Genomic DNA, 26,565 nt, shown 5'->3' on the forward strand with positions numbered 1-26,565 from the left:
GCCCCGCCTCCCGGGCACTGCCCGGAGGCGGGGCTCCCGTCCGCTCGCGGAGTCAGGGGCCGCCGTGGGAGCGCGCCGGCGCGTCGTCGACGCACCGCCTCACAACGCCAGCGATTCCGGGCCGAGCAGCGCCTTGATGTCGGCGGCGAAGCTCGGCGCGGCGTTGACCGGCCAGTCCGGCAGCGCCATCACCATGACCTTGCCCGCCGGCCGCCGTACGTTGATGTGCAGCGGCACCTGCCCCTGGTGCGTCGCCAGCACCTGGCGCAGCTCCTCCAGCAGGCTCGGGGTGATGCGTTCCTCCCGCAGCATCAGGGTGATCGGGGCGCCGGCCTCGCTGTTGACGCCGGACACGTCGATGAGGGACATCTCCTGGGCGAAGACCGAGATGGCGCCGTCCCGGTTGTTGATCTGGCCGCGTACCGACACCACGATGTCCGGCCGCAACTCCGGCCCGTACAGCTCGTAGTTGCGGGGGAAGAACAGGCATTCGACGGCCGCGTCCATGTCCTCCACCGTGAGGATGGCCCAGGTGTTGCCCGCCTTGTTGACCCGTCTGTCGACCTTGGTGACCAGCCCGGACACCTGGACGTCGCCGCGGTCGTCCCGGCCGCTGTCCAGCAGGTCGACGATCGTGGTGTCGCGGTTCCTGGCCAGCAGCCGTTCGGCGCCGGCCAGCGGGTGGTCGGACACGTACAGGCCGAGCATCTCCCGCTCGAAGTCCAGCTTGGTCTTCTTGTCCCACTCCCCGTCCGGGATGGCGATGGAGAACACCTGCTCGTCGCCGTCGTCGGCGAGGCCGCCGAACAGCGAGTCCTGGCCGTGCGCCTCGTTCTTCTTGATGTCGATGACGGAGTCCACGGCCTGCTCGTGGACCATCAGCAGGCCCTTGCGCGGGTGTTCGAGGGAGTCGTACGCGCCCGCCTTGATCAGCGATTCGATGACCCGCTTGTTGCAGGCGGTCAGCGGCACCTTGCCGAGGAAGTCGTTGAAGTCGGTGAAGCGGCCCTTCTCGGTGCGGGCCTTGACGATGCCCTCCACGACGTTCTCACCGACGTTGCGGACCGCGCCCATCCCGAAGCGAACCTCGGTGTCGCCGACCGCGACGAAGTCGAGCTGGGAGTCGTTGACGTCCGGCGGGAGGACCCGGATGCCCATCTTGCGGCACTCGGCCAGGTAGACGGCGGCCTTGTCCTTGTCGTCACCCACCGAGGTGAGCAGGGCGGCCATGTATTCGGCGGGGTAGTTCGCCTTCAGGTAGGCGGTCCAGTAGGCGACCAGCCCGTAGCCGGCGGTGTGGGACTTGTTGAAGGCGTAGCCGGAGAAGGGCAGCATGACGTCCCACAGCGCCTGGATCGACTGGTCGCTGTAGCCGTTGCCGCGCATGCCCTTCTGGAAGTTGGCGAACTCGGCGTCCAGGATCTCCTTCTTCTTCTTGCCCATCGCGCGGCGCAGCAGGTCGGCGCCGCCGAGGGTGTAGCCGGCCAGCTCCCGGGCCACGGCCATGATCTGCTCCTGGTAGACGAGCAGGTGGAAGGTGGGGCCGAGGATCGGCTCCAGGGCTTCCTTGAGTTCGGGGTGGATCGGCTCGATGTCCTGGCGGCCGTTCTTGCGGTGGGCGTAGTTGGTGTGCGCGTTGGCCGCCATCGGGCCCGGCCGGTAGAGGGCGAGCACGGCGGCGATGTCCTCGAACCGGGTCGGCTCCATCAGCTTCAGCAGCGACCGCATGGGGCCGCCGTCGAGCTGGAACACGCCCAGCGTGTCGCCGCGGGCCAGCAACTGGTACGTCTTGGCGTCGTCGAGCGGCATCGTCAGGGTGTCGAGCTCGATGCCCCGGTTCTGCTTGATGATCTGGATGGCGTGGTCGATGATGCCCAGGTTGCGCAGGCCCAGGAAGTCCATCTTGACCAGGCCCATCTCCTCACAGGAGGGATAGTCGAACCCGGTGATCACCACGCCGTCCTTGTCCCGCATGTGCATGGGGATCAGGTCCAGTAGCGGCGTGGAGGACAGGATGACGGCGGCGGCGTGCACGCCGGTGCCGCGGATCAGGCCCTCGATGCCGCGGCCGGTGTCGATGACCTTCTTGACGTCGGGGTCGTTCTCGTAGAGGGCGCGGAGCTCGGTGCCCTCGTTGTAGCGGGGGTGGTCCTGGTTGAAGATGTCCGAGAGGGGGACGCCCTTGCCCATGACGTCCGGCGGCATCGCCTTGGTGATCTTGTCGCCCATCGCGAACGGGTAGCCGAGGATCCGGCTCGCGTCCTTGACGGCGGCCTTGGCCTTGATCGTGCCGAAGGTGTTGACCTGCGCGGTGTACTCGCTGCCGTATTTCTGGGTGACGTAGGCCACCATGCGGTCGCGCTGGCGGTCGTCGAAGTCGAGGTCGACGTCCGGCGGGTTGATCCGCTCGGGGTTGAGGAACCGCTCGAACAGCAAGCCGTGCTCCAGCGGGTCGAGCTCGGTGATGCGGGTGGCGTAGGCCACGATCGAGCCGGTGGCGCTGCCTCGGCCGGGCCCGACCGCGATGCCGTTGTCACGGGCATATTTGCAGATGTCGGCCACGACGAGGAAGTAGGAGGAGAAACCCATCGGGCCGATGACCTTCATCTCGGTCTCGTACCGCTCCATGACCTCGGCGGGGACGGGGTCGCCGTAGCGCATCACCAGGCCGCGCTCGACCTCCTTGCGCAGCCACGACTCCTGCGTCTCGCCCTCGGGCACGTCGGGGTAGTCGGGCATCCGGTCCACCTGGGCGAACACGTCGCCGTAGTCGCCGATCATCTCGGCGACGAGCAGCGTGTTGTCGCACGCCTCGGGCAGCTCGGGGAACAGGGCGTACATCTCGTCGGCCGGCTTGAGGTAGTAGCCGGAGCCGTTGAAGCGGAACCGGTTGGGGTCGTCCTTGTTCTTGCCCACGCCGACGCAGAGCAGGCTGTCATGGGCGTCGGCCTGGTCCTCGGTCACGTAGTGGGAGTCGTTGGTGACCAGCAGGGGGATGTTGAGCTGCTTGGCCAGCTTGAGCAGGTCGGCGCGTACTTCCCGCTCGATGTCGATGCCGTGGTCCATCAGCTCCAGGAAGTAGTTTTCCTTCCCGAAGATCTCCTGGTATTCGCCGGCGGCCTTGACCGCCTCGTCGTACTGGCCGAGCCGCAGCCGGGTCTGCACCACACCGGACGGGCAGCCGGTGGTGGCGATGATCCCCTCGGAGTACTGGGAGATCAGCTCCTGGTCCATGCGGGGCTTGCCGTAGTAGCCCTCGAAGCTCGCCAGCGAGGAGAGACGGAACAGGTTGCTCAGCCCGGTCGCGTCCTTGGCCCACATCGTCATGTGGGTGTACCGGCCGCCGCCGGAGACGTCCTTGCCACCTTCGGCGTCAGCGACGCCGGTCTCCGCGCGGGAGCCCCAGAAGACGGGCTTCTTGAAGAACCGGGACGCGGGCGCCACGTACGCCTCGATACCGATGATCGGCTTGACCGGGGAGCCCGCCGCGACCTTCTGGAACTCGTACGCACCGAACATGTTGCCGTGGTCGCTCATGGCGATCGCCGGCATCCCCAGCCGCTCGGCCTCCTTGAACAGCGGCTTCAGCTTCGCCGCGCCGTCCAGCATGCTGTACTCGGTGTGCACGTGCAGGTGCACGAACGACTTGCTCACCCAATCCCCCAACTCCCGGCAGCCCAGATCTTCGCTTGAGCTTATTGCTTCTTCTGTGGCTCTTGAGGCGCGGCGCCGAGGGGCGGGCAGGTTGTTGCCAGGCTGTTGCCGACGCTCCGTCACACCGGCGCTGACCTGCGAATACGTCCTGGGCCCCGCCGGTCACGCAGGGCTACGGAGTGACGTCAGAGGCCGCGGCCACGAGGCGTTCGCCGAAGGCGCGGCACGCCCGGGTGAAGTCCGTGCCCGCGCTGATCCGGAAGTCCGCGTCCAGGAAGGCGAGGTTGAGCACCAGCCACTGCCAGGAGTCCAGCGCCAGGCCGACCTCCGTCCGCCGGTCGCTCAGAGCGTGGATCTCGGCGTCCTCGAACTTCAGGGCGTCCATCACGTTCGCCGCGGGCGCCTCGACCACCAGCCGTACGGTCTGCTTGCCCCTGTTCATTCCCTGCCGCAGGTATTCCGCGGCCGACCCGGCGGGCAGCGGTCGCGGCACGTAGCGGTCCCCGGTCCGCGCCGGGCCGCTGACCCGGTCGAGGCGGAACACCCGCCAGTCCTGGCGGTCGAGGTCCCAGGCCAGCAGATACCAGCGCATGAGGTGGTGAACCTGCCGGTACGGCTCGACCCGCCGGTTCGTGCGCTCACCCCGGGCGTTCAGGTAGGCGAACGCCACCGTCTCGTGCCGGGCGATGGCCTCGGCGAAGGCGCCGAGCCGTTCGGCGGCCACGCCCGGCGCCTGCTGCGGACTGGCCTCCAGGCTGGCGCGGACGGCCACCACGCGGGGACGGAGCCGGGCGGGCAGGAACTGGTCGAGCTTGCCGTACGCGCGGGTCGCGGCGGCGTCGACCCCGCCTTCCGCGGACGGCCCGGTGGCGGCGAGCGAGGCGAGCGCGAGGAGGGTGGCCACCGCCTCGTCGTCGTCCAGGACGAGCGGCGGCATGCTGCGGCCCGCGGCGAGCCGGTAGAAGCCCCCGGGCCCCGGCTGGGTCTCCACCGGATATCCGTAGCCGCGCAGCCGGTCGATGTCCCGGCGCAACGTTCGGGGGCTGACCCCCAGGCGCCGGGTCAGCTCCTCCCCGCTGAACGGCCGGCCGGCCTGCAGGATCGACAGCAGGGCCAGCATGCGCTCGGTGACGTCCGCCATGCCCGGAATTCTCGCAGTAAATGCGGTCAGGATGTGACCACATCTCCTCGTAGTCTCGCCGTCATGACGGAGCGAACCATCACCCTGCGCCAGGTCCGTACGAACAATCTGGCCGGCCTGGACGTGGACATCCCGCGCAACCGGCTGGTCGTCTTCGTCGGCGTCTCCGGCTCGGGCAAGTCGTCGCTGGTGTACGACACGATCGCCGCCGAGGCGGGCAACCAGCTCAACGAGACGTTCCCGCCGTTCATCAGGAACCGGCTGCCGAAATGGACCCGCCCGGACGTCGAGCACGCCGGCGGCCTCACCCCGGTGATCGTCATCGACCAGCGGCGGATCGGCGGCAACGCCCGCTCGACGGTCGGCACCATCACGGACGCCTGGACGTACCTGCGCCTGCTGTTCTCCCGGCTGAGCAGGCCCCACGTGGGCGACTCCAACCACTTCTCCTTCAACGACCGCGCCGGCATGTGCCCCACCTGCTCCGGCCTCGGGGAGGTGGTGGTCAGCGCCGTCGACCGCTTCCTGGACCTGGACAGGTCCCTCGCCGAGGGCGCCATCCTGCTCCCCGGCTTCGTCAACGGCGGCTACTGGTACGGCCAGTACGCCGACATCGGCGTCTTCGACCCCCGCACCCCCCTGCGGGACTGGAGCCCGGCCCAACGCGAGGCCCTGCTGTACGGCGGGGAGGCGGCGGCCGGGCTGGGCCTCAAGCTCCCCAAGGAGTACAAGGGCCTGGTCGAGCACTTCGAACGCATCTACCTGCACACCTCCGCCGACCTGTCCGAGCGCAAACAGGAGGCCATCCGCCGGTTCACCGAGGCCGAGACCTGCCCGGAGTGCGCCGGCGACCGGCTGAACAAGGCCGCCAGGACGGCCACCGTGCTCGACCGCACCATCGGCGAGCTGTCCCGGATGGAGATCACCGACCTCGTCCATCACGTCCGCGCGATCACCTCACCCCAGGTCGCCCCGGCGGTCGCCGCGTTGACGGCCCGGCTGGAGGCGATGATCACGATCGGGCTCGGCTACCTGACGCTCTCCCGGGCGACCACGACCCTGTCCGGCGGGGAGTCGCAGCGCGTCAAGACGGTCAAGCACCTCGGATCCAGCCTCACCGAGATGACGTACGTGGTGGACGAGCCGACCGTGGGACTGCACCCCACGGACGTGGAGTCCATGATCGAGCTGCTGGAGCGGCTGCGCGACCGGGGCAACAACGTCCTGGTCGTCGAGCACGACCCGGCCGTCATGGCACGCGCGGACCAGATCATCGAGATCGGGCCCGCCGCCGGGGCCGCCGGCGGACGGCTCGTGTTCCAGGGCACCTATCCCCTGCTCAAGGACGCCGACACGCCGACCGGACGCGCGCTGGGCCGGCACCGGCCGGTCAAGCGGGCCCCCCGTACCGCGACCGGCGACGTCGTCATCGCCGACGCCGCCCGCAACAACCTGCGGAACGTGACCGTGCGGATCCCCGCCGGCGTGATGACCGTGCTCACCGGCGTCGCCGGCTCCGGCAAGTCCAGCCTCGCCGACGAACTGGTGGCCCAGCACGACGCGATCGTGATCGACCAGCGGCCGGTCAGCACCAACCGGCGCTCCACCCCGATCACCTACACGGGCGTCGCCCCGGCGATCCGCAAGCTGTTCGCCCGGCACAACAACGTCCCGGCCGGCCTGTTCAGCGCCAACTCCGACGGCGCCTGCCCCGACTGCGACGGGCTCGGGGTCATCCACACCGACCTCGCCTTCATGGACGGCCACGAGGTCGTCTGCGAGACCTGCCAGGGCCGCCGGTTCACCCCGGAGGTCCTCGCCCTCACCGTGAACGGCCTGTCCATCGCCGACGTCAACGACCTGACCATCGACCAGGCCATCACCCAGCTGCCCGACGCGGGCATCGCCCGCGCGCTGGGCCGGCTGGCCGCCGTCGGCCTGGACTACCTGCGCCTGGGGCAGTCTCTGAGCACGCTGTCCGGCGGGGAGTGCCAGCGGGTCAAGATCGCCAAGGAGCTGCGCAGCGCGGAGCGGCCCACCACGTACGTGCTCGACGAGCCCACGACCGGGCTGCACCTGACCGACATCGAGACGTTCCTGCACGTCCTCGACGAATTGGTCGAGCAGGGCCACACAGTCGTCGTGATCGAGCACAACCTGGACGTCATCCGCCAGGCCGACTGGCTGATCGACCTCGGCCCGGGGCCCGGCAAGCACGGCGGGAGCATCCTGTACGAAGGCCACGTCGCCGGCTACACCGGCCGGGACACCCCCACCTGCCAGGCCCTCACCCGAGCCGGCCGATGAGTTTCCGGGGCTCCGGCGGTCATCACGGTCATGACGACCTTCGCTCTCATCCATGGTGGCGGCGGAAGTGCCTTCGACTGGCACCTCCTCGAAGCCGAGCTCCGCGATCGCGGGCACGACGTGGTCGCGGTGGACCTGCCCATGTCCGACCCGCGGGCAGGGCTCTGGGACTACGCGGACACCGTCGTACGGGCGGCGGAAGGGCGGCGGCCGCTCGTCGTGGTGGCCCACTCGTGGGGCGGCTTCGTCGGCCCGCTCGTCTGCGTACGCGCGGGCGCCGCCGCTCTGGTCCTGGTGACCGCGATGATCCCGAGCCCCGGCGAGACCCCCGACGACTGGTGGGAACGCAGTGGCCGGCCCCCGTCCGCCATCGACGACGAGCACGAGCTCTACCTGCACGACGTCCCGCCCGAGCTGGCCGAGCGGGTGCTGGCCCACGACGGGGCGCTCGCCGCGAACATGAACATGGACCGGGTGGGCCGCGAGCCGTGGCCGCTGCCGGCCTGGCCGGACGTCCCGACGCGATACCTGCTCTGCCACGACGACCGCCTGTTCACCCCCGAATTCGTACGCCGGCACGTCAAGGAACGGCTCGGCATCACCCCGGACGAGATGCCCGGCAGCCACATGGTGATGCTGTCGCGACCAGGCGAGCTGGCCAATTACCTGATTTCCATAGATATTCCTTGACACGAATATTCTTCGCGAAGAATACTTCTCTTCATGGATGAACTCCTCACCGCACTTGCCGACCCGGCCCGCTGGCGGCTGCTGAGCCTGCTGGCCGAGCGGCCCCATCCGGTCGGCGCCCTAGCCGAGCTCGCCGAGGCCCGCCAGCCGCAGACGACCAAGCACCTGCAAACCCTTGAGCGGGCCGGCCTGGTCACCTCCCAGCGCACCGGCCAGCGCCGCATCTACGCGCTCCAGCCCGGTCCCCTGCGTGACCTGGCGACCGCGCTCAACGGGCTCGCCGACGCCGCGGAACAGGCCGGCGGCCTGCACGAGACCTACAAGCGCTACGGGCTCAAACTCGAAGCGGAGCGGCGCGCCGCGAACGAGCCGGGGTGGGCCGACGGCCGTACGTTCAGGTTCCAGCGCTCCCTGGGAGTGCGCCCCGAGCTGGTCTGGCGCCACCTGACCGAGACCTCCCTGCTCACCCGCTGGTGGACGTCCCACGACCTGCGCGTCTCGGAGCTCGTGTTCGAGGCGCGGCCGGGTGGGCGGATCGTCCAGGAATACCGCGATCGCCACGACGTCGACGGCTCCGATCCGGTGGCCGGGCGCGCGGAGGGGGTCGTCGACGACGTACGCCCCGGCGAGCGCCTCGCCTACCGGCTCTCCCCGCAGCTTCCCGGCGGCGGCCGCGCCTTCACCTCCCACGCGGACTTCGGCCTGCGGCCCTCCGACACCGGCACGGACCTCGACGTGCACTTCCGAGTGACCGACAGCACGGTCGAATCCGCCGACTTCATCGCGGGCCTCGAGATCGGCTTCGGCCAGAGCCTGGACAAGCTCGAAGCGGCCCTGGCCGAGGATCCCGAGAGCCCCGGACCCGACACCGACCCGAGGAACACGCAGTGACAGATCAGACCGGCGGCCGCAGGGTCGTCACCAACATGGCGCTCTCCCTCGACGGCCGCTACGCCGCGCCGAGCGCCCCCGAGGACATGGGCTGGGTGATGCCGTACGCGGTCACCGACGTCGCCCGCGACCATTTGACCAGCCTCGTGGAGACGGCGACGACCGTCCTGCTCGGGCGGGTCAACGCCGAGGGCTTCCTCGGCTTCTGGCCCACCGTCATCGGCATGGAGGGGGCCGATCCGCGCGACGAGGGCTTCGCGAAGTGGCTCGTCGACGCCGACAAGGTGGTCCTCTCCTCCACGCTGCGTGAGGCGCCGTGGGAGCGTACGACGATCGCCGACAGACCGGCCGCCGAGGTGGTGGCGGACCTCAAGGCGACCGAGGGCGGCGACATTCTCGTGCTCTCCAGCGCGAGCGTCATCAAGGCACTGCTGGCGGCCGACCGGGTCGACCGGCTGGCCCTGACGATCTTCCCGGTGTTCCTCGGCGGCGGGCCGCGCCTGTTCGACGACGGCCTGCCCCCGGGGCAGTGGGCGCTCGCCGGCCAGACCGCCGGCGAGCACGGCACGCTGGCGCTCGTCTACGACCGGGTCCGCTGAGCCGGATCCTCATCGCCGACCGGCGGTGCGGACGGGCAGCGAGGTCAGTGCCCGCCTCAGGCCGGGCTGCCAGCCCAGGTCCGAGGCGGGCACGGCCGGCGCGAGCCCGGGAAACCGGTCGAACAGGGTGGTGAGGGCGATCTGGGTCTCCGCCCGGGCGAGCGCGGCGCCCAGGCAGTAGTGGATGCCGTGGCCGAAGCCCAGGTGAGCGTTGTCGGGGCGGCGCGGGTCGAGCACGTCGGGGCGGTCGAAGCGGCGCGGGTCCCGGTTCGCCGCCGCGTACACCACCTGCACCGCCTCCCCCGCCGGGATGGTCACGCCGCCGATCTCCACGGGTTCGAGCGTGTACCGCAGGACGGCGATCTCGGCGGGCCCGCTGTAGCGCACGAACTCCTCCACGGCGTCGGAGATCTCGCCGAGCTCGTACGAGCGGGTGAGCAGCAGCCAGACGCTCTGGCTGATCAGGCTCACGGTGGTCTCGTGACCGGCGACCAGGATGCTGATCGACATCGAGATCAGCTCCTCGTCGCTGAGCCGGTCCCCGTCCTCCTCCAGCACCCTGACCAGCCCGGACAGCAGGTCGTCCGCCGGGGCGGCCCGCTTGTCCGCGATCAGGCCGGCCATGTAGCCGACCAGGCCCCTGGCACCCTCCGCGACCCTGTCCAGGTCGGGGTCGCCCAGCCCCGCGGCCCAGGACCGCCAGGTTTCCCGGTCCGCCGCCGGCACGCCAAGCAGCTCGCCGATGACCCGGATCGGCAGCGGGTAGGCGTACCGCTCGATCAGATCGAACTCCTCCGGCAGCCCGGCCAGCAGTTCCTCGGCGATCCCCTGGATACGCGGGCGCAGCCGTTCGACCCTGCGGGCGGTGAACTCGCGCGACACCAGCCGGCGCAACCGGGTGTGGTCCGGCGGGTCGTACGCACCCAGCGTACGCATCAGATACGGCGCCACGTCCGCGGGCAGTCCGGCGGCCGCGGCCACGTCGATCTTGGACTGGCGGGCGAGGTCGCTGCTGAAGCGCGGATCGGTCAGCACCGCCACGCTCTCGGGATGGCCGGTCACCAGCCAGACGGGCGTTCCGTCCAGGTAGGTACCCCGGCTGACCGGCCCGTCCTCGGCCAGTCCCGCCAGGAACGCGTCCCGGTCGGGAGCGGTCAGCAGTCCGGCGATGTCGCTCATGGTGTCCCCCGAACTACGGCCGGGTCGTGGTGGACGAATCGGGCCCGAACGCGACGGGTGAGGCTCATCGCGACCCCCGTTGCTTCCTGACCGCGTCCCAGGCCGACAGGGCGCGATCGTCGGTGAACAGCCCTCGGGTGAAGATCTCGATGCCGGCGCGGGAGTAACGCATCGTGGCGTCCATGTCGTGCACGTCCGACATGTCCAGCACCCTGGACAGGTGCCCGTCGAAGGCCAGCGGCGCCAGCAGCCACGTCACGTAGATCGCGGCGCGCGCCCGCGGGTCGTCGCTCGGCCGCGCCCACCCCTCGGCCACGCCCTGCTCCAGCCACCGGCCGGTGACCTCGACGATCTCGTCGAACAGCGTCGCCGCCGCCGGCGTCCCGTCCAAGAACGCCCGCCCGAGATAGCGCCGCACCGGTGCGCCGGCCTCCAGCATCGCCGCCAGCCCGCCCGTGTCCTCCAGCGCCTCCACGCCGGGACCGCCGCGTATCAGCGAGATCACGTAGGCGTCGCACTCCTGGCGCAACCCCTCCTTGGTCCCGAAGTGGTGCAGGACCAGGGCATGGGACACGCCGGCCCGCGCGGCGACCGCCCGCAGGCTCACCCGGTTGACGCCCTCGGTCCCGAACAGCTCCAGAGCCGCGTTCCTGATCCTGGCCCGCGCCGTCAGGTCATCCGTTTCTGACCGCATGGTCAATACGCTAACCAAATGGTCAGCCTCCGGCAAGACCGATCCCAGACGAACCCGCCGAGAATCCGTTCACCCGCCGCGCTTGCCGGCCCGGAGCCGGCGCAGGCCCACGAAGGCGAGGACAAGGCCGACGACGAGGACGACCGGCCCGATGACCGCCCAGAGGGTCACGCCGCTCATCACGCTGCCGCCGACGACGCCCAGTCCCTGAAGTGTCCACAGCAGCCCGGTCGCGCCCAGGAGGACGCCGAGCACGAGCAGAACCCCCGCCATCACCGCTCCTCACTCACGCGGACCACGGTGTTCAGGATCAGCCGGTCACGACCGCCGGCGAACAGGGTCATGAGTTTTGCAGGTGGCATCGGTGTTCCCTTCCGGTGGTTTACCGTGCGGACCAGTCCAGCATGGCGGCGGAGTCGCTCACCGGACAATGGGGGCGTACCCACGGAGATGCGGCCAGGTCAGTGCACCTCCTTGCGGAGCACGCGGACCGCGCCGAGGGCCGCCGGCAGGACGACCCAGAGGAGCAGGGAGACGGTCAGCCGGGCGATGCCCGGGCCGGTCCAGCCGCCATCCCACAGGGAAGCCACGGTGACGCCCGGGTCGAGCCAGGAGGCCACGGCCTCGCCCGCGTCGCCCGCCTGGGCGACGAAGGACCACACCAGCGGCGACAGCAGATAGACCACGATGGCGGCGGGCGCGTTGAGCAGCAGCAGGCCAAGCGCGACGCCCTGGGCCAGGGAGATGGTGTTGCCGGCCGCCAGCCCCAGCAGGGCGAGCGGAGTGACGTTCCAGGTGGCCGGCGCGCCGGCGGCGGCCGTCACCGGTACGGCGACCAGCATGGCGACCAGCACGGCGAACACCGTCGCCACCACGCCGAGGCCCAGGCACGGCATGGACTTGGCCGCCAGGACGCGCAGGCGGCGGGGTTCGAGGGTGAAGGTGGCCAGGGCCGTGCGATGGCTCCACTCGCCGGTCACCGTGAGGATGGCGATGACGGGGAGCAGGGTGTAGCCGATGCCGGCGGTGCCCATGAGGGTGCGCAGGTCCGCGTCCGCGGGGTCGGCGACGGCGCGGGCGACGATGAAGGCGGCGGTCAGGGCGGGCACGACGGCCGTGAGGATCTTGCTGCTCCGGGTGTCGAACAGCTTGCGGGTCTCGACCAGCACCAGCCGGCGGAAGGGGACCCGCCGGGCCGGTGGCCCGCCGGGTCGGCCGAGGGTGGTGTGGTCAGGGCTGTACGCGGTCATGCGGGACTCCCGTTCGAGAGGTTGCAAGGGCGGTCAGCGGGCGCCGCGGTCCGCGGCCCCGGTCAGGTCGAGGAACGCCTGCTCCAGCCCGCGCCCCCGGCCGAGCTCGGCCGGGGTGCCCTGGGCGAGCACGCGGCCTCGCCCGATCATCACGATCCGGTCCGCGACCTGCTCCACCTCGTGCAGCAGGTGCGAGCTGAGCAGCACCGCGCAGCCCGCCTCGGCCAGGTCGCGGAGGAGGCCGCGCAGCCACTGGATGCCCTGCGGGTCGAGGCCGTTGGCGGGCTCGTCGAGGATGAGCGCCCTGGGCCGGCCGAGCAGGGCGTGGCCGATGCCGAGCCGCTGGCGCATGCCGAGCGAGTAGCCGCCGACCACGCGCCCGGCCTCGCGGCCGGTCAGCCCGACCAAGGCGAGCATCTCGTCCACGCGCGAGCGGGGCAGGCCGAGCGTCATCGCCGCGAGGGTGAGGACCTCCCTGCCGGTGCGGCCCGGGTGCTGCGCGCTCGCGTCGAGGAGCGTGCCGACCTGGGCGGCCGGGCATTCGAGCTGCTGGTACGGGCGTCCGAGCACGGTGGCCGTGCCCGAGGTGGGCCGCGAGAGACCGACCAGCACGCGCAGCGCCGTCGACTTCCCGGCGCCGTTGGGGCCGAGGAACCCGGTGACGGTCCCCGCCTCGACGGCGAAGGACACGTCGTCGAGCGCCTTCACATCCTGATACGCCTTGCTGACGTGGCTGAACTGGATCACCCTCCCAGTCCATCCGAACGCCGGCCGCCGATCATCGGCCCCAGGTCTCGCACCGGCAGGCCCCGGGGCCACACCCGCGACCCCGGGGATGGACCCGGGTCGCCATGGAGGTCGACCTGAGTCGCTAAGGGCCACCCGCGAGCGTCTCCTAGGCTGTCGTTCGTGCATGACGTGACCGACATCCAGCCACCGCTGGACAGGCTGGGCATCGCGCTGCGCTACCTGTTCGCCGCGACGCCGCTGCTGCTGTACGGGCTCATGCTGACCCTGCTGGCCGGGAATGACGCCGTGCCGCGCGGGGTGCTGCTGGCGCTGCCGTTCGACATGCTGCTCGGGGTGGCCGCGCTGGTGCTGATGTGGTGGCGGCGCCGCTGGCCTCGGGTGATCGCGCTGCTCACCGGGGCGTTGACGACGGTCTCCTTCTCGGCGCTGGGCGCCGCGGTGGTCTCGTACCTGTCGCTGTGCACGCACCGGTCGGCGCGGTGGATCGCGCTGACCGCCGTCTTCCTCTGGGGCTGCCTGACGCTGTCGGGGGCGTGGCAGGGCAGGCTCGGCTTCGTGCTGGTGTACGCCGCGATGGCCGGCGTGGCGGTCGGCACGCTGACCGTGCTCGGCCTGTACCTGCGCGAGCGGCGGGAGCTGGCCGCGGCGCGGCGGGCGGCGGACCTGGCCGCGCAGGCGCGCCGGGTGGAGCAGGCCCAGCTGGCCGAGCGGCTGAAGATCGCGCAGGAGATGCACGACGTGCTGGCGCACCGGATCTCGCTGCTGGCGATGCTGGCCGGCGGCCTGTCCCACCGCACCGACCTGACGGCCGAGCAGAATCGCGACACCGCGCTGGCGATCCAGGAGAACGCCCATCAGTCGCTGAACGAATTGCGCGCGGTGCTGGGGTCGTTGCGCCGGGACGGGCCGCAGGCCCCGCAGCCGACGCTCGGCGAGTTGGAGGCGCTGTTCGAGGAGGTACGGGCGGCGGGCCAGCGGGTGGACGCCACCAACGCGATCGACGGGAGCGAGGGGCTGCCGGAGCGGACGGGGCGGCACGTGTACCGGATCGTCCAGGAGGCGCTGACGAACGCGCGCAAGCACGCGCCGGGCAGCCGAGTGTGCGCCGAGCTGGCGGGACGGGCGGGTGAGGGCGTGCGGATCAAGGTGTCGAACCCGGCCTCGCCTGGAGTGCGCGGGCCGGGTGCGGGACTCGGGCTGGTGGGACTGGCCGAACGTACGCGGCTGGCGGGCGGCGGCATCAGCCACGGGATACGGGACGGGCGGTTCGTCCTGGACGCCTGGCTACCCTGGGACGCCCACTGAGAAGGCGGCCGGACGGGTCTGCCGGAGGGCTCTGACGGCCACGACGCCCAGCCAGGCCCACCCCGCCACGGGCGAGGACGACGCGGGCGGCCACCGGCACCAGCGCGAAATTGTTGTGCGGGGTCCCCGCCGACATCGTCCGGCCGGAGCCGCGGGCATGCCCACGGGAGCGGCCGTCGGGTCCGCCTGCTGATGACGTAACATTTCGCTCTCCACCCAGTCAGCAAGACGCCGCCGGGCCACGACGGGCCCTGGCGCGTGGGGAGGCCAGCCTTGGACCGCACGGGAACCAACCTGCCCGCCGTCGGCGAGTACAACCAGACGGTCGTGCTCGACGCCATCCGCCGGCGTCCCGCGGGGATCACCCGGTCCGAGCTCGCCGCCCTGACCGCCCTCAGCGGGATGACGGTCACGAAGGTCTGCCGGCGCCTGATCGACGCGGGTCTCGTCGACGAGCACGGCACACGTACGAGCGGCCCCGGCAAGCCGGCGGCGGTCGTCAAGCTGAACCCGGGCGGCGGCTTCGCGGTCGGGGTGCACATCGATCCCGCCTCGGTGACCTACGTGCTCGTCGACCTGTCCGGCACCGTCCGGGACCACACGCGTACCGGCACGCCGAACGCTGGGGACCCGAGCGCGGTCATCGAGGAGATGGCGAACGCGATCGAGGCGCTCATCACCGGCTCCGCCGTCGACCGGTCCCGCATCCTCGGGATCGGCATCGCCTCCCCCGGCCCGGTGAACGTCGAGGACGGCGTGCTGCTGAACCCGCCGATGATGCCCAACTGGCACCGGGTGGCCTTACGGCGCGCGCTCGCCGCGGCGACCGGCCTGCCCGTGCTGCTGGAGAAGGACACGACGGCCGCGGTCGTCGCCGAGTTGTGGTTCGCGGGCCCCGGCAGCAGCCGCGACTTCGCGTTCATGTACTACGGCACCGGTCTCGGCACCGGCCTGTCGGTGGCGGGCGAGGTCGTACGCGGGATCAGCTCCAACGCGGGCGACGCGGGCCACCTCACCGTCGACCCGGACGGCCCGATGTGCACGTGCGGCCGGCGCGGATGCGTGGGATACATCACCGTCCCGCGGGCTCTCGTCGAACGCGCCGTGCTCAACGGCGTGCTCTCGGCGGCCGAGGCCGGCGACCTCGATGACATGGTCGACGTGGACGCGGCGTTCAGCAGGCTGGCGGGCCTGGCCGCGACCGGGCACCCCGGGGCGGGCGCGATCCTGACCGGCGCCGCGCGTTCGCTGGCGCGGGCGATCGTCGTCATCGTGAACCTGCTCGACATCGACGAGGTCATCTTCGGCGGGCCGTTCTGGGCGCGGATCTCCCCGGCGATCCTCGCCGCGCTGCCGGACGCGGTACGCGACGATCCCGCCCTGGTCACCCCGCACCCGGTCCGCTTCGCCCAGTCGGCGATCCCGGTGGACGTCGCCGCCGTCGGAGCCGCGACGCTCGTGCTCGACAACGCCTTCTCGCCCAGGCCATCCGCCCTGCTCCTCGCCGCGGAGTGACCGACTTTGTCCTCACAAAGTCTTGCGGGCAATTTGAAAACATGATTTGCTAACCCGCCATGGCGCTCGGCGCTTGAACCGACACCGGCGCGCCTGTCCGTTCCGACCAGAAGGCCTCCGGAGACCCCCGCCTGAGGTGTCGACGCCGGCCTGTCTAGCGCCGTTGCTAGCCAGAAGGAAACATGAGCAACACAGTCATGCGCATCCGCCTCGCGGGTGCCGTCGTCGCCGGGGCAGTGAGTGTCGCCCTCCTCGCCGCCTGCTCGTCGCCCGCTCCCTCGGGTGAGGCGTCCGCGGCCTCCTGCCAGCCCGCGCAGGGCAAGGTCACCCTCCAGTACTGGAACACCGTTCCGGGCATGGACCAGGTCGTCGCCCTGTGGAACAAGAAGAACCCGAACATCCAGGTCGAGACCAAGAACATCGCCAACGACCAGTACGGCACCCTCGGCAACGCCCTCAAAGCGGGCAAGGCCCCGGAGCTCGCCCAGATCGGTTACGACCAGCTCCCCAGCATGCGCACCCAGGACGCCTTCGTGGACGTCTCGGCCTGCGCGGACGCCGTCGCGGCCAAGTCGAAGTTCGTGCCGTGGACCTGGTCGCAGACCAGCTTCGGCGACACCGGCGTGTTCGCCTTCCCGCAGGACACCGGCCCGATGGCCCTCTTCGTCCGCAAGGACCTCTTCGAGAAGCACAAGATCGAGATCCCGAAGACCTGGGACGAGTACGCGGCGGACGCGCAGAAGCTGCGCGACGCGGACCCCGACCTCAGCATCACCTTCTTCGACCCCAACAACGCCGAGTTCTTCAACGGGCTCCTCTGGCAGAACAACGCCAGAATGTACGGCTACTCGGGCGACAAGTGGCAGGTCACGGTCGATTCCGAGCAGAGCAGGCAGGTCGCCGACTACTGGCAGAAGCTGATCGACGCCAAGCTCGTCCGCACCGACCTCGCCCACGCCACGCCCCCGATGTACGCCGCGTACGAGAAGAACCAGGTCGCCACCTACATCGGCGCCGCCTGGGGCTACAGCATGCTGCGCGACAACCTGCCCGACCAGGCGGGAAAGTGGACGATCGTCCCGCTGCCCACCTGGGGCACGAGCGCCGCGTCCGGCGACTGGGGCGGATCCACCGTCGCGTTCATGAAGGGCAACCCGCACCTGTACGAGTCGGTCAAGTTCAACACCTGGCTGAACACCGACCCGGAGGCCCTCGCCCTGGAGAACAAGCTGGGCGGCCTCTACCCGGCGGCCACCGCCGGTCTGGCGCTGCCCGCGCTCTCGGAGGGCGTCCCGTACTACGGCAACGAGAAGATCTTCGACGTCTTCGCCGAGTCGTCGAAGAACATCGACACCAGCTTCGCCTGGGGCCCGACCCAGAAGACGGTGAACCTGGCGCTGCAGGACGCGATGGCCAAGGCGGTGTCCGGCAGCGGCAAGCTCACCGACGCCATCTCGGCCGCCCAGGCGGCCGCGCTGAAGTCGATGCAGGATCAGGCGATCCCGGCCGCAGCGGGCAACTGACCCCGGCATGGCCGACATCGCAACGCGCGGGACCCGCGTGGTGGCAGAGTCCGGGGACCGCCGCCGTCTCAGTGACGGCGGTCCCCGGGCGGGCATCGTCCTCGCGTTCCTGACCCCGTTCTTCCTCCCGTTCGTGCTGTTCTACCTGGTGCCGATCGCCTACGCGATCTGGCAGAGCTTCCTGGTCGTGCGCCGCACCGGAGGCCAGTACGGCACGTCGTACACGACCTTCGGCGGGTTCGAGCAGTATGCGGAGGTGTTCCAGAACGGCGAGTTCTGGGCGAGCATCGGGCGCATCGCACTGTTCGGCATCGTGCAGGTGCCCGTCATGCTGGTGGTCGCGCTGATCATGGCGCTGCTGCTCGACACTCCGCTGCTGAAGCTCAAGTCGTTCTTCCGCGTCGCGGCGTTCATGCCGTACGCCGTGCCCGGCGTGATCGCCGCGATCATGTGGTCGTTCCTCTACTCGCCACAGCTCAGCCCCGTCGTCGACCTGCTGAAGGGCCTCGGCCTGGAGCCGGACTTCCTCGGCCCGGGCGCCGTGCTGTGGTCGGCGGCGAACGTCTCCACCTGGCTCTGGACCGGCTACAACATGCTGATCATGTTCTCGGCGCTGCAGGCGATCCCGGGGGAGCTCTACGAGGCGGCCAAGCTCGACGGCGCGAGCAACTGGGCGATCGCGTGGCGGATCAAGGTCCCGATCATCGCCCCGTCGATCATCCTCACCACGGTCTTCTCGATCATCGGCACGCTGCAGCTCTACGCCGAGCCGGCCGTGCTCCGCCAGATCTCCTCGAACATCTCGAGCACGTACACGCCGAACATGCTCGCGTACGCGGTGGCCTCGGGGAACAACTACCAGCAGGCAGCGGCGATCTCCGTGGTCATCGCGGTCATCACCTTCGTCTTGAGCTTCGGGTTCATGCGACTGACCTCGAAGAGGGCCGGACTGTGAGCAACCAGAACCCGATCCGCGAAAGCCGCGTCAGCCGTACGGCCGCCATGGCGCTGATGTTCCTGCTGGCGATCTATTTCCTGCTGCCGATCTACTTCCTGATCGTCGCGGCGACGAAGCCGCAGGGCGACCTCGCCTCCACCTTCGGCCTGGCCTTCTCGCACTTCGACCTGTTCCAGAACCTGAGCACCCTGTTCGGCCGCAGCGACGGCATCTACGGGCGGTGGGCGCTGAACAGCGTGATCTACGCGGTGCTGGGGGCGGCCGTGGGCACCCTGATCTCCGCGCTGTGCGGCTACGCGCTGGCCAAGTTCCGCTTCCGGGGCAGGGAGTTCCTGTTCTCCGTCATCCTCGGCGGCGTCCTCGTTCCCACCACCGCGCTCGCGCTGCCGCTGTTCCTGCTGTTCTCCGCGACCGGGATCGTCAACACCTATCTGGCGGTGTTCCTGCCGAGCATCGTCAGCCCGTTCGGCGTCTACCTCGCCCGCATCTTCACCTCCGCCGCCGTCCCCGACGAGCTCATCGAGGCGGCGCGACTGGACGGCGCCGGCGAGTTCCGTACGTTCTTCTCCGTGGCGTTCAAGTTGCTGACGCCGTCGCTGGTGACCATCTTCCTGTTCCAGTTCGTCGGCATCTGGAATAACTTCTTCCTGCCCATGGTGATGCTGCAGGAGGAGTCGCTCTTCCCGATCACGCTCGGGCTTTATGGGTGGAACGGCCAGACCGCCCGGGTCTCGCTCCTCCAGGAGTCCGTGATCACCGGCTCGCTGGTCTCGATCGTGCCGGTGATCATTCTGTTCATCCTGCTCCAGCGGTTCTGGCGCTCCGGCCTCGCCGCCGGCTCCCTCAAGTAGCCGAGAGTGGCCGACCGGAATTGCTGTGGTGGCTGAGGCACGGAGGTTAGGGTCTTTGTCATGAAACCTGCGGACATCTCCCTTTTGCATGCTCTCGGCGCGCCGACGATCTCGCCCGACGGGAAGCACGCGATCGTCGCCGTGACCCGGCCCGATCTCGAGACGGACGAATACCGCGGTGGCCTCTGGCTGGTCCCCACCGACGGCTCCACCGAGCCGCGCCGGCTGACGAGGGGTCCGCGTGACGAAGAGCCCACATACTCCCCCGACGGCGCCTGGCTCGCCTTCGTCCGGAGCGGCGACGGCGCCAAGCCGCAGCTCTACGTGATGCCCACCGACGGCGGCGAGCCGCGGAAGGTGACCGACCAGCCGCTCGGCGTCAGCGAGCCGGTGTGGAGCCCCGACTCGCGGCGGCTGGCGTTCGTCGCGCGCGTGCCCGAGGAGGGCCGGTACGGCGAGGCCAAGCCGGAGAAGGAACGGCCGCGCCGCATCACCGGCTTGAAGTACCGGCGCGACAACGTGGGCTTCATCCTCGACCGGCGCACGCACGTCTTCGTCGTCGACCCCTTCGCCGAGGAGCCCTCGGCCACCCAGGTCACCGAGGGCGACTTCGATCACAACGGGGTCACCTGGAGCCCGGACGGCACGCTGCTGGCGTTCGTGGCCGCCCGCCACGACGAGCGCGACAGCACGCTCACCGACGACGTGTGGGTGAGCGCCCCCGACGGTTCGGGCCTGCGCCGCGTGACCGCCACCGACCTGTCGGTGGCCGCGCCGCGTTTCACCCCGGACGGCGACGCCCTGTGCTTCCTCGGCGCCGACGCCGGCCCCGACGGCCGCCAGATGGTCTGCAAGAACTCCGGGCTCTGGCTGGTGCCGCTCGCCGGCGGCGACGCCCGCCGCCTCACCGACGAGGAGCGCTTCCACCTCCCCGCCGCGTACGCCGCCACCGCCGACGGCGTGCTCGTCACCTCGGAGAACCGGGGCGCCAAGGACCTGCTGCTCGTGCCGTACGCGGGCACGGAGCCCACCGTCCTGATCAGCGGCCCGCGCGAGGTCAACGCCGTCGCCCACGCCGCCGGCGTCACCGTCGCGACCGTGGCCGACGCCCGTACCCCCGGGGAGCTGGTCGCCCTGCGCGGCGGCGAGGAGAGCACGCTCACCTCCTTCGGCCCCGGCATCGACGTCCTGCCCATCGAGGAGGTCACCGGCACGGCCCCGGACGGCTATTCCGTACACGGCTGGATCGTCCGCCCCGCCGGCGAGGGGCCGCACCCCATACTCCTCATGATCCACGGCGGCCCCTTCACGCAGTACGGCTGGCGCGTCTTCGACGAGGCCCAGGTCTACGCCTCGGCCGGTTACGCGGTCGTCATGGGCAACCCGCGCGGCTCCTCCGGCTACGGCCAGGCGCACGGGCGGCACATCATCGGCGACGTCGGCCGCCTGTCGGCCATCGACCTGCTGACACTGCTCGACGCCGCCCTGGCCACCGGCGGCCTGGACGCCTCCCGCGCCGGAGTGCTCGGCGGCTCGCACGGCGGCTTCATGACCACGTGGATGGCCGCTCACCACGGTGACCGGTTCAAGGCGGCGATCAGCGAGCGCGCGGTCAACGCGATCGACAGCTTCCACGGCAGCAGCGACATCGGCTGGTCGTTCGCGCGTGACCTGTACGGCGAGGACCCGGCGGGCTGGGTGGAGCAGAGCCCTCTCACGCACGCCGACAAGATCGACAAGCCCTTCCTGATCATCCACTCGGAGCACGACTGGCGGTGCCCGGTGGAGCAGGCGCAGCGGTTGTTCGTCAAGCTCCGGTTGCGGGGGGTGGAGACGGAGCTCCTGCTCTTCCCTGGCGAGGGACACGAGCTGTCTCGCTCGGGGCTGCCCAGCCACCGGGTGGCCCGCTTCGAGGCCATCCTCGACTGGTGGGGACGGCACCTGTAGGGGCACCCCGCACGTTCGCTGGGGCGCGGGACTTCGCCGCGGCGGGGCACGCGCCCCGCTCGCGGCGACGGGCGTTCACCGGCCACAGTAGGAATGGTGAAGATCCTCCTGGTTCAGCCCTCCGACTGGTCCCCCGACGGTCACGCCAACTTCGATGCGATCGAGGAACTCGTCTCCCCCGGGAGCGGTGACCTGATGCTGCTGCCCGAGCTGGCGGGCGCGAGCCTGCCCCGGGCCGACTACCTGGAAAGGGTCCGCGCCCTGGCCATGGGAGCGGGGATGGCGGTGGTCGGCGGGTCCCACTACGACGGCGCCGTCAACCGGGGAGCCGTGTACGACGCCGGCGGCACACTGGTCGCCGAGTACGACAAGGTCCACCCCTACGGCGTCGAGCTGCGCTCCGGGATCGTCCCCGGCCGGCCGAGCCCCGGTTTCGAGTTGCACGGCCGCCGCCTGCGCGCCCTGCTCTGCGCGGACCTGTGGTACTCGGCGAGCCTGGCCGGGCACGACGACCTCGACGCGGTGCTGGTGCCCGCCTTCTCCGTCACCCGCTGGGACGGCCCCGTGCCCCGAGACGCACGCGGGCTTCTTCACCGGCACGCCCGGCACGCCCGTCTCCGTTCACGAGCTCGACCTCGGCCGGCTGCACGCCTTCCGGCGGGACCGCCTGGACCGCGGCTTCGTCGGGCGGTGACCGGCCCCACGCCCTCCGCGGGCGCCGGTCAGCCCGGCAGCCCGAGCGCGCGCCGGCGGGCGTCGACGCCGTCGAGCAGGCGCTGGAGCCCGTACTCGAAGACCGTGTCCAGGTCGAAGTCGAACTCCTCCCGCACCACGTAGCCGAGTCCGGCGGCCGACTCCCACCGCCGCAGGTCGCCGCCCTGGTGGCGCATCCAGTTGTCCGCCGACATCCCGGTGTCCTCCTCCGCCTGCGCCTCCGCGAGCCGTACCAGCGCCATGCTCCGTACGTGCCCGAACAGGTTGATGTGCGTGCACAGCATGTCGTGCGCGTCGAACCCCATCGCGCGCAGCGTGCTGAGCGACCACTCGGCCAGCGGCAACACGTTGGGCAGGAGCTGCGGGCGGCTCATCGAGAACACCTCCGCGGCCCACGGATGGCGGCTGAGAATGGTCCAGAACAGGTGCGCGACCGTGTCCAGGCGTCGCCGCCAGGCCGTCATCGGGATCTCGGGCAGCCGGACTCCGGCGAAGACGCTGTCCGCCATCCGCAGCGTCAGCTCACCCCGGTTCGGGACGTGCCGGTAGAGCGCCATCGTGGAGACGTCCAGGGCGACGGCCACCCGCCGCATCGTGACGAGCGGCAACCCGTCGGTGTCGGCGATCCGCACGGCGGCCTCGACGATCTCGCGCTGGGTCAGGCCGGTGCGCCGGGCCCGTTCGCCGGCGGGCGGGCGGCGGGCCGTCCCGGCTGCCCGCTCGTCCTGCCGCCGCACGACGGTCCCGCTGCCAGGCACCGCCTCGACCAGGCCCGCCGCGCGCAGCGCGCCGATCACCTTGCTGGCGGTGGCCATCGCGACCCCCCAGTCCCGGACGATCTGCCGGGTGGACGGCACCGGCCGGCCCTCCGCCAGCACCCCGCTCCGGATGTCACCGGCGATCTCGTCGGCGATACGCAGGTAGAGCGCTCGGTCTGCCATGACCCTCCAGGTGCACTAGTGCGGTCGGCCGCACGGCCAATCACCGCACTACCCGCCTACCTGCGGCTGCCTACGAAGTGCACTACCGCGCAGGCGCGCGACGATCCCCGATCCAGCCTCGCTGCGTACATTGTAAGCACAGCTCGGGCGGACCGGGCTCCGAGAAGGAGGAGAACACCATGCCGGAAATGACGACCCAGATGGTGACGTCGGCGGACGGCACTCCCGTCGAGTACCTCAGCACCGGGCACGGGCCGCACGTCATCGTGGTCCCCGGAGCGCTCGCGACGGCGGCCGACCTCACCGCGTTCGCCGAGCTCCTGGCCGCCCGGCACACCGTGCACGTCGTGCAGCGGCGCGGCCGGGGCGGCAGCGGCCCGCAGGGCGACCGGTACGGCATCGCCCGGGAGTGCGAGGACATCGAGGCGGTACGCGCGCGAACCGGCGCACGGCTGATCTTCGGTCACAGCTTCGGCGGGCTGGTGGCCCTGCGAGCCGCGTGCGGCAACCCGGAGTTCGACGCGGTCGTCGTCTACGAGCCCGGGGTGTCGGTCGGCGGGTCGATCCCGGTCGGCTGGATCGACCGGGCACGCCGCGAAGCCTCCGAGGGCGAGAACTTCGAGGCGTTCCTCACCTTCGTCCGTGGGACCAATCCGGAGCAGTCCGGACGAGTGCCACGTTGGCTGCTCCGGATCATCCTGCGGTGCGTGATCCCCCGTGCCGAGCTGCGGCGGAACCTCGCGCTCATGCCCCAGGCGATCAGGGAGCACGTCGAGGTGGGACGGTTCGACAGCCGGCCGGACGACTACCGCGAGATCAGCGCGGTCACCCTGATCACCCGGGGCAAGGGGCCTGACACCGGCCGGCAGGCCGTCGCGCTCGCCCGGCTGGCCGGGACGATCCCCCACGCTGAGATCGCGACCTTCCCCGCGCTCGACCACTTCGCGCCGGAGAAGAAGCCGGGCGAGCTCGCGGACGCCGTCCTGCGCTTCTTCGCCACGCACGCCCGGCCGGGCGTCCAGATCGGCGGCTGACCCGCGAACCACGAACGCCCGCAGCCCGGCCTCGGGCAGCGCCGGGGTGATGTCAGTGCGTCGGCGTGCGACCGGGCCGCCGGCCGGCGGCCCGGTGCGGTCCCGCGTTCATCGGCGGACGGCTGCGGCCTCCTCGACGCCCTTGAGCACCGCGTCGGCGATCGAGCGCGGGTCGACCCCGAAGTGCCTGCGTACGGACTCGCGGGTGCCCGACAATCCGAACCCGTCGGTGCCGAGCGACGTCCACGGCTGGTCGACCCAGGGCCGGATCTGGTCGGGGACCGCGCGCATCCAGTCGCTCACCGCGATCACCGGGCCGTCGATCCCGGCCAGCGCCTTGCGCAGGTAGGGGACGTCCGTCGCGGTCATGGCGTCACGGCGCAGCTCGCTCCACGACGTGACGGACCAGACGTCGACGCCCAGGCCGTATTCCTCCTGCAGCAGGCGCTGCGCGGCCAGCGCCCAGTGGATCGCGGTGCCGCTGGCGAGCAGGTGGGCCTGGCCGCCGCCGGCGGAGTAGCGGTAGATGCCGCGCAGGATGCCCTCCTCGACCCCTTCGGGCATCGCCGGCTGGGGCAGCGGCTCGTTGTAGACGGTCAGGTAGTAGAACACGTCCTCGGCGTCGGGCCCGTACATGCGCCTGAGGCCTTCGCGCACGATCACGCTCACCTCGTACGCGAAGGCCGGGTCGTAGGCCAGGCACGCGGGGTTGGTGGAGGCGATGAGGTGGGAGTGCCCGTCCGCGTGCTGCAGCCCCTCCCCCGTCATCGTGGTCCGGCCGGCCGTGGCGCCGACCAGGAACCCGCGGCCGAGCTGGTCGGCCAACGCCCACATCTGGTCGCCGGTGCGCTGCCAGCCGAACATCGAGTAGAAGATGTAGAAGGGGATCATGGGCTCGCCGTGCGTGGCGTAGCTGGACGCCGCGGCGGCGAACGAGGCCATCGATCCGGCCTCGGTGATGCCTTCGAGCAGGATCTGCCCGTCGGTCGCCTCCTTGTAAGCCAGCAGCAGGTCCCGGTCGACGGACTCGTAACGCTGGCCCAGCGCGGAGTAGATCTTGGCGGTGGGGAACAGCGACTCCATGCCGAACGTCCTGGCCTCGTCCGGCACGATCGGCACCCAGCGGCGCCCCGTCTCGGGCTCCTTCATGAGGTCCTTGACCAGACGGACGAAGGCCATCGTGGTCGCCACCGGTTGCGTGGAGCCCTTCTCCAGCGCGCGGAACGGGCGCTCGCCGGGCGCGGGCAGCGGGTGGTGGGAGACCCGCCGGCTGGGCAGGGAGCCGCCCAGGGCGCGCCGCCGCTCGGCCACGTAGCGGGCCTCCGGCGAGTCGGGCCCGGGGTGCAGGAAGGGGGGCAGCTCGCCGTCGAGCTCGCGGTCCGTCACCGGCAGGCCGAGCCGGTCGCGCAGGGCGCGGAACTCGTCGTTGCTCAGCTTCTTCATCTGGTGGTTGGCGTTGCGCGCCTCGACGCCGGCGCCGAGCGTCCACCCCTTGACGGTCTGCACGAGGACCACGGTGGGCGCGCCGCGGTTGTCCAGGGCCCTGCGGTAGGCGGCGTGGACCTTGCGCGGCTCGTGGCCGGCCCGCGACCCGCCGACGACCCGCTGCAGGTGCTCGTCCGAATACGGCACGTCCAGCCCGTGGAACAGGTGCTCCCTGATGTAGGCCCCGTCGGCGGCGGCGAACGTCTGGAACTGCCCGTCGGGCACCCTGTCCAGCCTGGCGACCAGCTCGTCCGAGCGGAGCAGCTCGTCCCACTCCCAGCCCCACAACGCCTTCACCACATGCCAGCCGGCGCCCCTGAAGACGCTTTCGAGCTCCGACACGATGCGGGTGTTGCCGCGTACGGGGCCGTCGAGCCGCTGCAGGTTGCAGTTGATCACAAAGGTGAGGTTGTCCAGCCCTTCGCGGGCGGCGTGGGTGAGTGCGGCCGTGGACTCCGGCTCGTCCATCTCGCCGTCACCGAGGAACGCCCATACGTGGCTCCGCGAGGTGTCCTTGATGCCGCGGTTGTGCAGATAGCGGTTGAACCGGGCCTGGTAAATGGCGTTGAGCGGGCCGAGGCCCATAGAGACAGTGGGGAACTGCCAGAAGTCCGGCATGGCCCGCGGATGCGGATATGACGGCAACCCGCCCTCGGGCTCCTGCCGGAACAGGTCCAGCTGCTCGCGACTCAGCCGGCCCTCCAGGTAGGCCCGGGCGTAGATCCCCGGCGAGGCGTGGCCCTGGAAATAGACCTGGTCGTGCTCACCATGGAAGAAATGGTTGAAGCCCACCTCGTACAGCCAGGCGGCCGAGGCGTAGGTGGCCAGATGGCCGCCGAGCCCCAGCTTGCTGCCCCTGGTGATCATCACGGCGGCGTTCCACCGGTCGTAGGCCGCGACGCGCTCCTCGAGCGCCAGGTCCCCGGGGTAAGAGGGCTCATCCGACGTCGGTACGGTGTTGATGTAGCGGCTGCTTGTGGCCAGCCTGCGCAACAGGTAGTCGGCCCGGTCGGGGCCCGCTGCCCGCCGGACCGCCTCCAGCGATTCAAGCCATTCGGCGGTTTCCTGCGGATCGAGGTCTTTCTCCATACCACCATTAAACACCCTATGATCGAACGTCGGATGTATGTACTACTA

Annotated in this window: 21 protein-coding genes; 12 read left to right on the plus strand and 9 right to left on the minus strand. The window is 70.8% G+C overall.

What is annotated here, in order from left to right; genetic code table 11:
• Positions 1-99: 99 nt before the first annotated feature.
• The gene (gene dnaE, locus BLS95_RS39830) at positions 100-3,654 is read right to left on the minus strand and encodes a DNA polymerase III subunit alpha (RefSeq protein WP_090944170.1); all 3,555 of its coding nucleotides are present in this window, start codon (positions 3,652-3,654) and stop codon (positions 100-102) included.
• Between the two features lie 172 nt (positions 3,655-3,826).
• Positions 3,827-4,795 (minus strand): helix-turn-helix transcriptional regulator, encoded by a 969-nt coding sequence (locus BLS95_RS39835; RefSeq protein WP_090944173.1) that lies wholly within the window; start codon positions 4,793-4,795, stop codon positions 3,827-3,829.
• 63 nt (positions 4,796-4,858) lie between these two features.
• On the opposite strand from BLS95_RS39835, the gene BLS95_RS39840 reads away from it, so the two are divergent.
• The 4 genes from BLS95_RS39840 to BLS95_RS39855 are packed head-to-tail and all read left to right on the plus strand — an operon-like array spanning position 4,859 to position 9,282.
• Positions 4,859-7,102: an ATP-binding cassette domain-containing protein gene (locus BLS95_RS39840; protein ID WP_090944176.1), complete on the plus strand. Its 2,244-nt coding sequence runs from the start codon at positions 4,859-4,861 to the stop codon at positions 7,100-7,102.
• 30 nt (positions 7,103-7,132) lie between these two features.
• Positions 7,133-7,792 (plus strand): alpha/beta fold hydrolase, encoded by a 660-nt coding sequence (locus tag BLS95_RS39845; protein ID WP_090944179.1) that lies wholly within the window; start codon positions 7,133-7,135, stop codon positions 7,790-7,792.
• Between the two features lie 33 nt (positions 7,793-7,825).
• Positions 7,826-8,683 (plus strand): metalloregulator ArsR/SmtB family transcription factor, encoded by an 858-nt coding sequence (locus BLS95_RS39850; RefSeq protein ID WP_090944182.1) that lies wholly within the window; start codon positions 7,826-7,828, stop codon positions 8,681-8,683.
• A complete protein-coding gene (locus tag BLS95_RS39855; protein WP_090944184.1) occupies positions 8,680-9,282 on the plus strand; it encodes a dihydrofolate reductase family protein in 603 nt (200 codons plus the stop codon). Before BLS95_RS39850 ends, BLS95_RS39855 begins: the two co-directional genes overlap by 4 nt.
• A 9-nt stretch (positions 9,283-9,291) precedes the next feature.
• Here the strand turns inward: BLS95_RS39855 and BLS95_RS39860 are convergent, their stop codons facing one another.
• From BLS95_RS39860 to BLS95_RS39880, 5 genes are all read right to left on the minus strand, one after another.
• Positions 9,292-10,461, minus strand: coding sequence for a cytochrome P450 family protein (locus tag BLS95_RS39860; RefSeq protein WP_090944187.1), 1,170 nt, complete (start codon positions 10,459-10,461; stop codon positions 9,292-9,294).
• A 64-nt stretch (positions 10,462-10,525) separates the two neighbouring features.
• A complete protein-coding gene (locus BLS95_RS39865) occupies positions 10,526-11,155 on the minus strand; it encodes a TetR/AcrR family transcriptional regulator (RefSeq protein ID WP_090944190.1) in 630 nt (209 codons plus the stop codon).
• Positions 11,156-11,224: 69 nt separating this feature from the next.
• Complete coding sequence (locus BLS95_RS39870) at positions 11,225-11,428, minus strand: hypothetical protein (protein WP_090944193.1); 204 nt, start codon at positions 11,426-11,428, stop codon at positions 11,225-11,227.
• A 188-nt stretch (positions 11,429-11,616) separates the two neighbouring features.
• On the minus strand, positions 11,617-12,405 hold the full coding sequence (locus BLS95_RS39875) for an ABC-2 transporter permease (RefSeq protein WP_090944196.1): 789 nt from the start codon (positions 12,403-12,405) through the stop codon (positions 11,617-11,619).
• Positions 12,406-12,438: 33 nt separating this feature from the next.
• A complete protein-coding gene (locus BLS95_RS39880; protein ID WP_090944199.1) occupies positions 12,439-13,152 on the minus strand; it encodes an ABC transporter ATP-binding protein in 714 nt (237 codons plus the stop codon).
• 162 nt (positions 13,153-13,314) lie between these two features.
• Here BLS95_RS39880 and BLS95_RS39885 point away from each other — a divergent pair, with 162 nt between their 5' ends.
• The 7 genes from BLS95_RS39885 to BLS95_RS54780 all read left to right on the plus strand — a co-directional run bounded on the left by BLS95_RS39885 (position 13,315) and on the right by BLS95_RS54780 (position 22,091).
• Complete coding sequence (locus tag BLS95_RS39885) at positions 13,315-14,460, plus strand: sensor histidine kinase (RefSeq protein WP_143044058.1); 1,146 nt, start codon at positions 13,315-13,317, stop codon at positions 14,458-14,460.
• A gap of 273 nt (positions 14,461-14,733) precedes the next feature.
• Positions 14,734-15,975: an ROK family transcriptional regulator gene (locus BLS95_RS39890; protein WP_090944206.1), complete on the plus strand. Its 1,242-nt coding sequence runs from the start codon at positions 14,734-14,736 to the stop codon at positions 15,973-15,975.
• Positions 15,976-16,157: 182 nt separating this feature from the next.
• Positions 16,158-17,498: an ABC transporter substrate-binding protein gene (locus BLS95_RS39895; RefSeq protein WP_218136218.1), complete on the plus strand. Its 1,341-nt coding sequence runs from the start codon at positions 16,158-16,160 to the stop codon at positions 17,496-17,498.
• Positions 17,499-17,505: 7 nt separating this feature from the next.
• Positions 17,506-18,453 carry a carbohydrate ABC transporter permease gene (locus BLS95_RS39900; RefSeq protein WP_090944212.1) on the plus strand — a complete coding sequence of 316 codons (948 nt, stop codon included), beginning with the start codon at positions 17,506-17,508 and terminating at the stop codon, positions 18,451-18,453.
• Positions 18,450-19,307 carry a carbohydrate ABC transporter permease gene (locus tag BLS95_RS39905; protein ID WP_090944215.1) on the plus strand — a complete coding sequence of 286 codons (858 nt, stop codon included), beginning with the start codon at positions 18,450-18,452 and terminating at the stop codon, positions 19,305-19,307. Before BLS95_RS39900 ends, BLS95_RS39905 begins: the two co-directional genes overlap by 4 nt.
• 60 nt (positions 19,308-19,367) lie before the next feature.
• Positions 19,368-21,254 carry a S9 family peptidase gene (locus tag BLS95_RS39910; RefSeq protein WP_090944218.1) on the plus strand — a complete coding sequence of 629 codons (1,887 nt, stop codon included), beginning with the start codon at positions 19,368-19,370 and terminating at the stop codon, positions 21,252-21,254.
• A 96-nt stretch (positions 21,255-21,350) separates the two neighbouring features.
• Positions 21,351-22,091 (plus strand): nitrilase-related carbon-nitrogen hydrolase, encoded by a 741-nt coding sequence (locus BLS95_RS54780; protein ID WP_176993628.1) that lies wholly within the window; start codon positions 21,351-21,353, stop codon positions 22,089-22,091.
• On the opposite strand, the gene BLS95_RS39915 is transcribed toward BLS95_RS54780, so the two are convergent.
• Entirely contained in the window at positions 21,977-22,909 is a 933-nt protein-coding gene (locus tag BLS95_RS39915; protein ID WP_090944221.1) for a TetR/AcrR family transcriptional regulator C-terminal domain-containing protein, read from the minus strand. The two genes, BLS95_RS54780 and BLS95_RS39915, sit on opposite strands and share 115 nt — an antisense overlap.
• A 188-nt stretch (positions 22,910-23,097) precedes the next feature.
• On the opposite strand from BLS95_RS39915, the gene BLS95_RS39920 reads away from it, so the two are divergent.
• A complete protein-coding gene (locus tag BLS95_RS39920) occupies positions 23,098-23,943 on the plus strand; it encodes an alpha/beta fold hydrolase (protein ID WP_218136219.1) in 846 nt (281 codons plus the stop codon).
• A 108-nt stretch (positions 23,944-24,051) separates the two neighbouring features.
• On the opposite strand, the gene aceE is transcribed toward BLS95_RS39920, so the two are convergent.
• Entirely contained in the window at positions 24,052-26,517 is a 2,466-nt protein-coding gene (gene aceE / locus BLS95_RS39925; RefSeq protein ID WP_090944228.1) for a pyruvate dehydrogenase (acetyl-transferring), homodimeric type, read from the minus strand.
• Positions 26,518-26,565 lie beyond the last annotated feature (48 nt).

The sequence above is a fragment of the Nonomuraea jiangxiensis genome, from assembly GCF_900099965.1.
Lineage (GTDB): Bacteria > Actinomycetota > Actinomycetes > Streptosporangiales > Streptosporangiaceae > Nonomuraea > Nonomuraea jiangxiensis.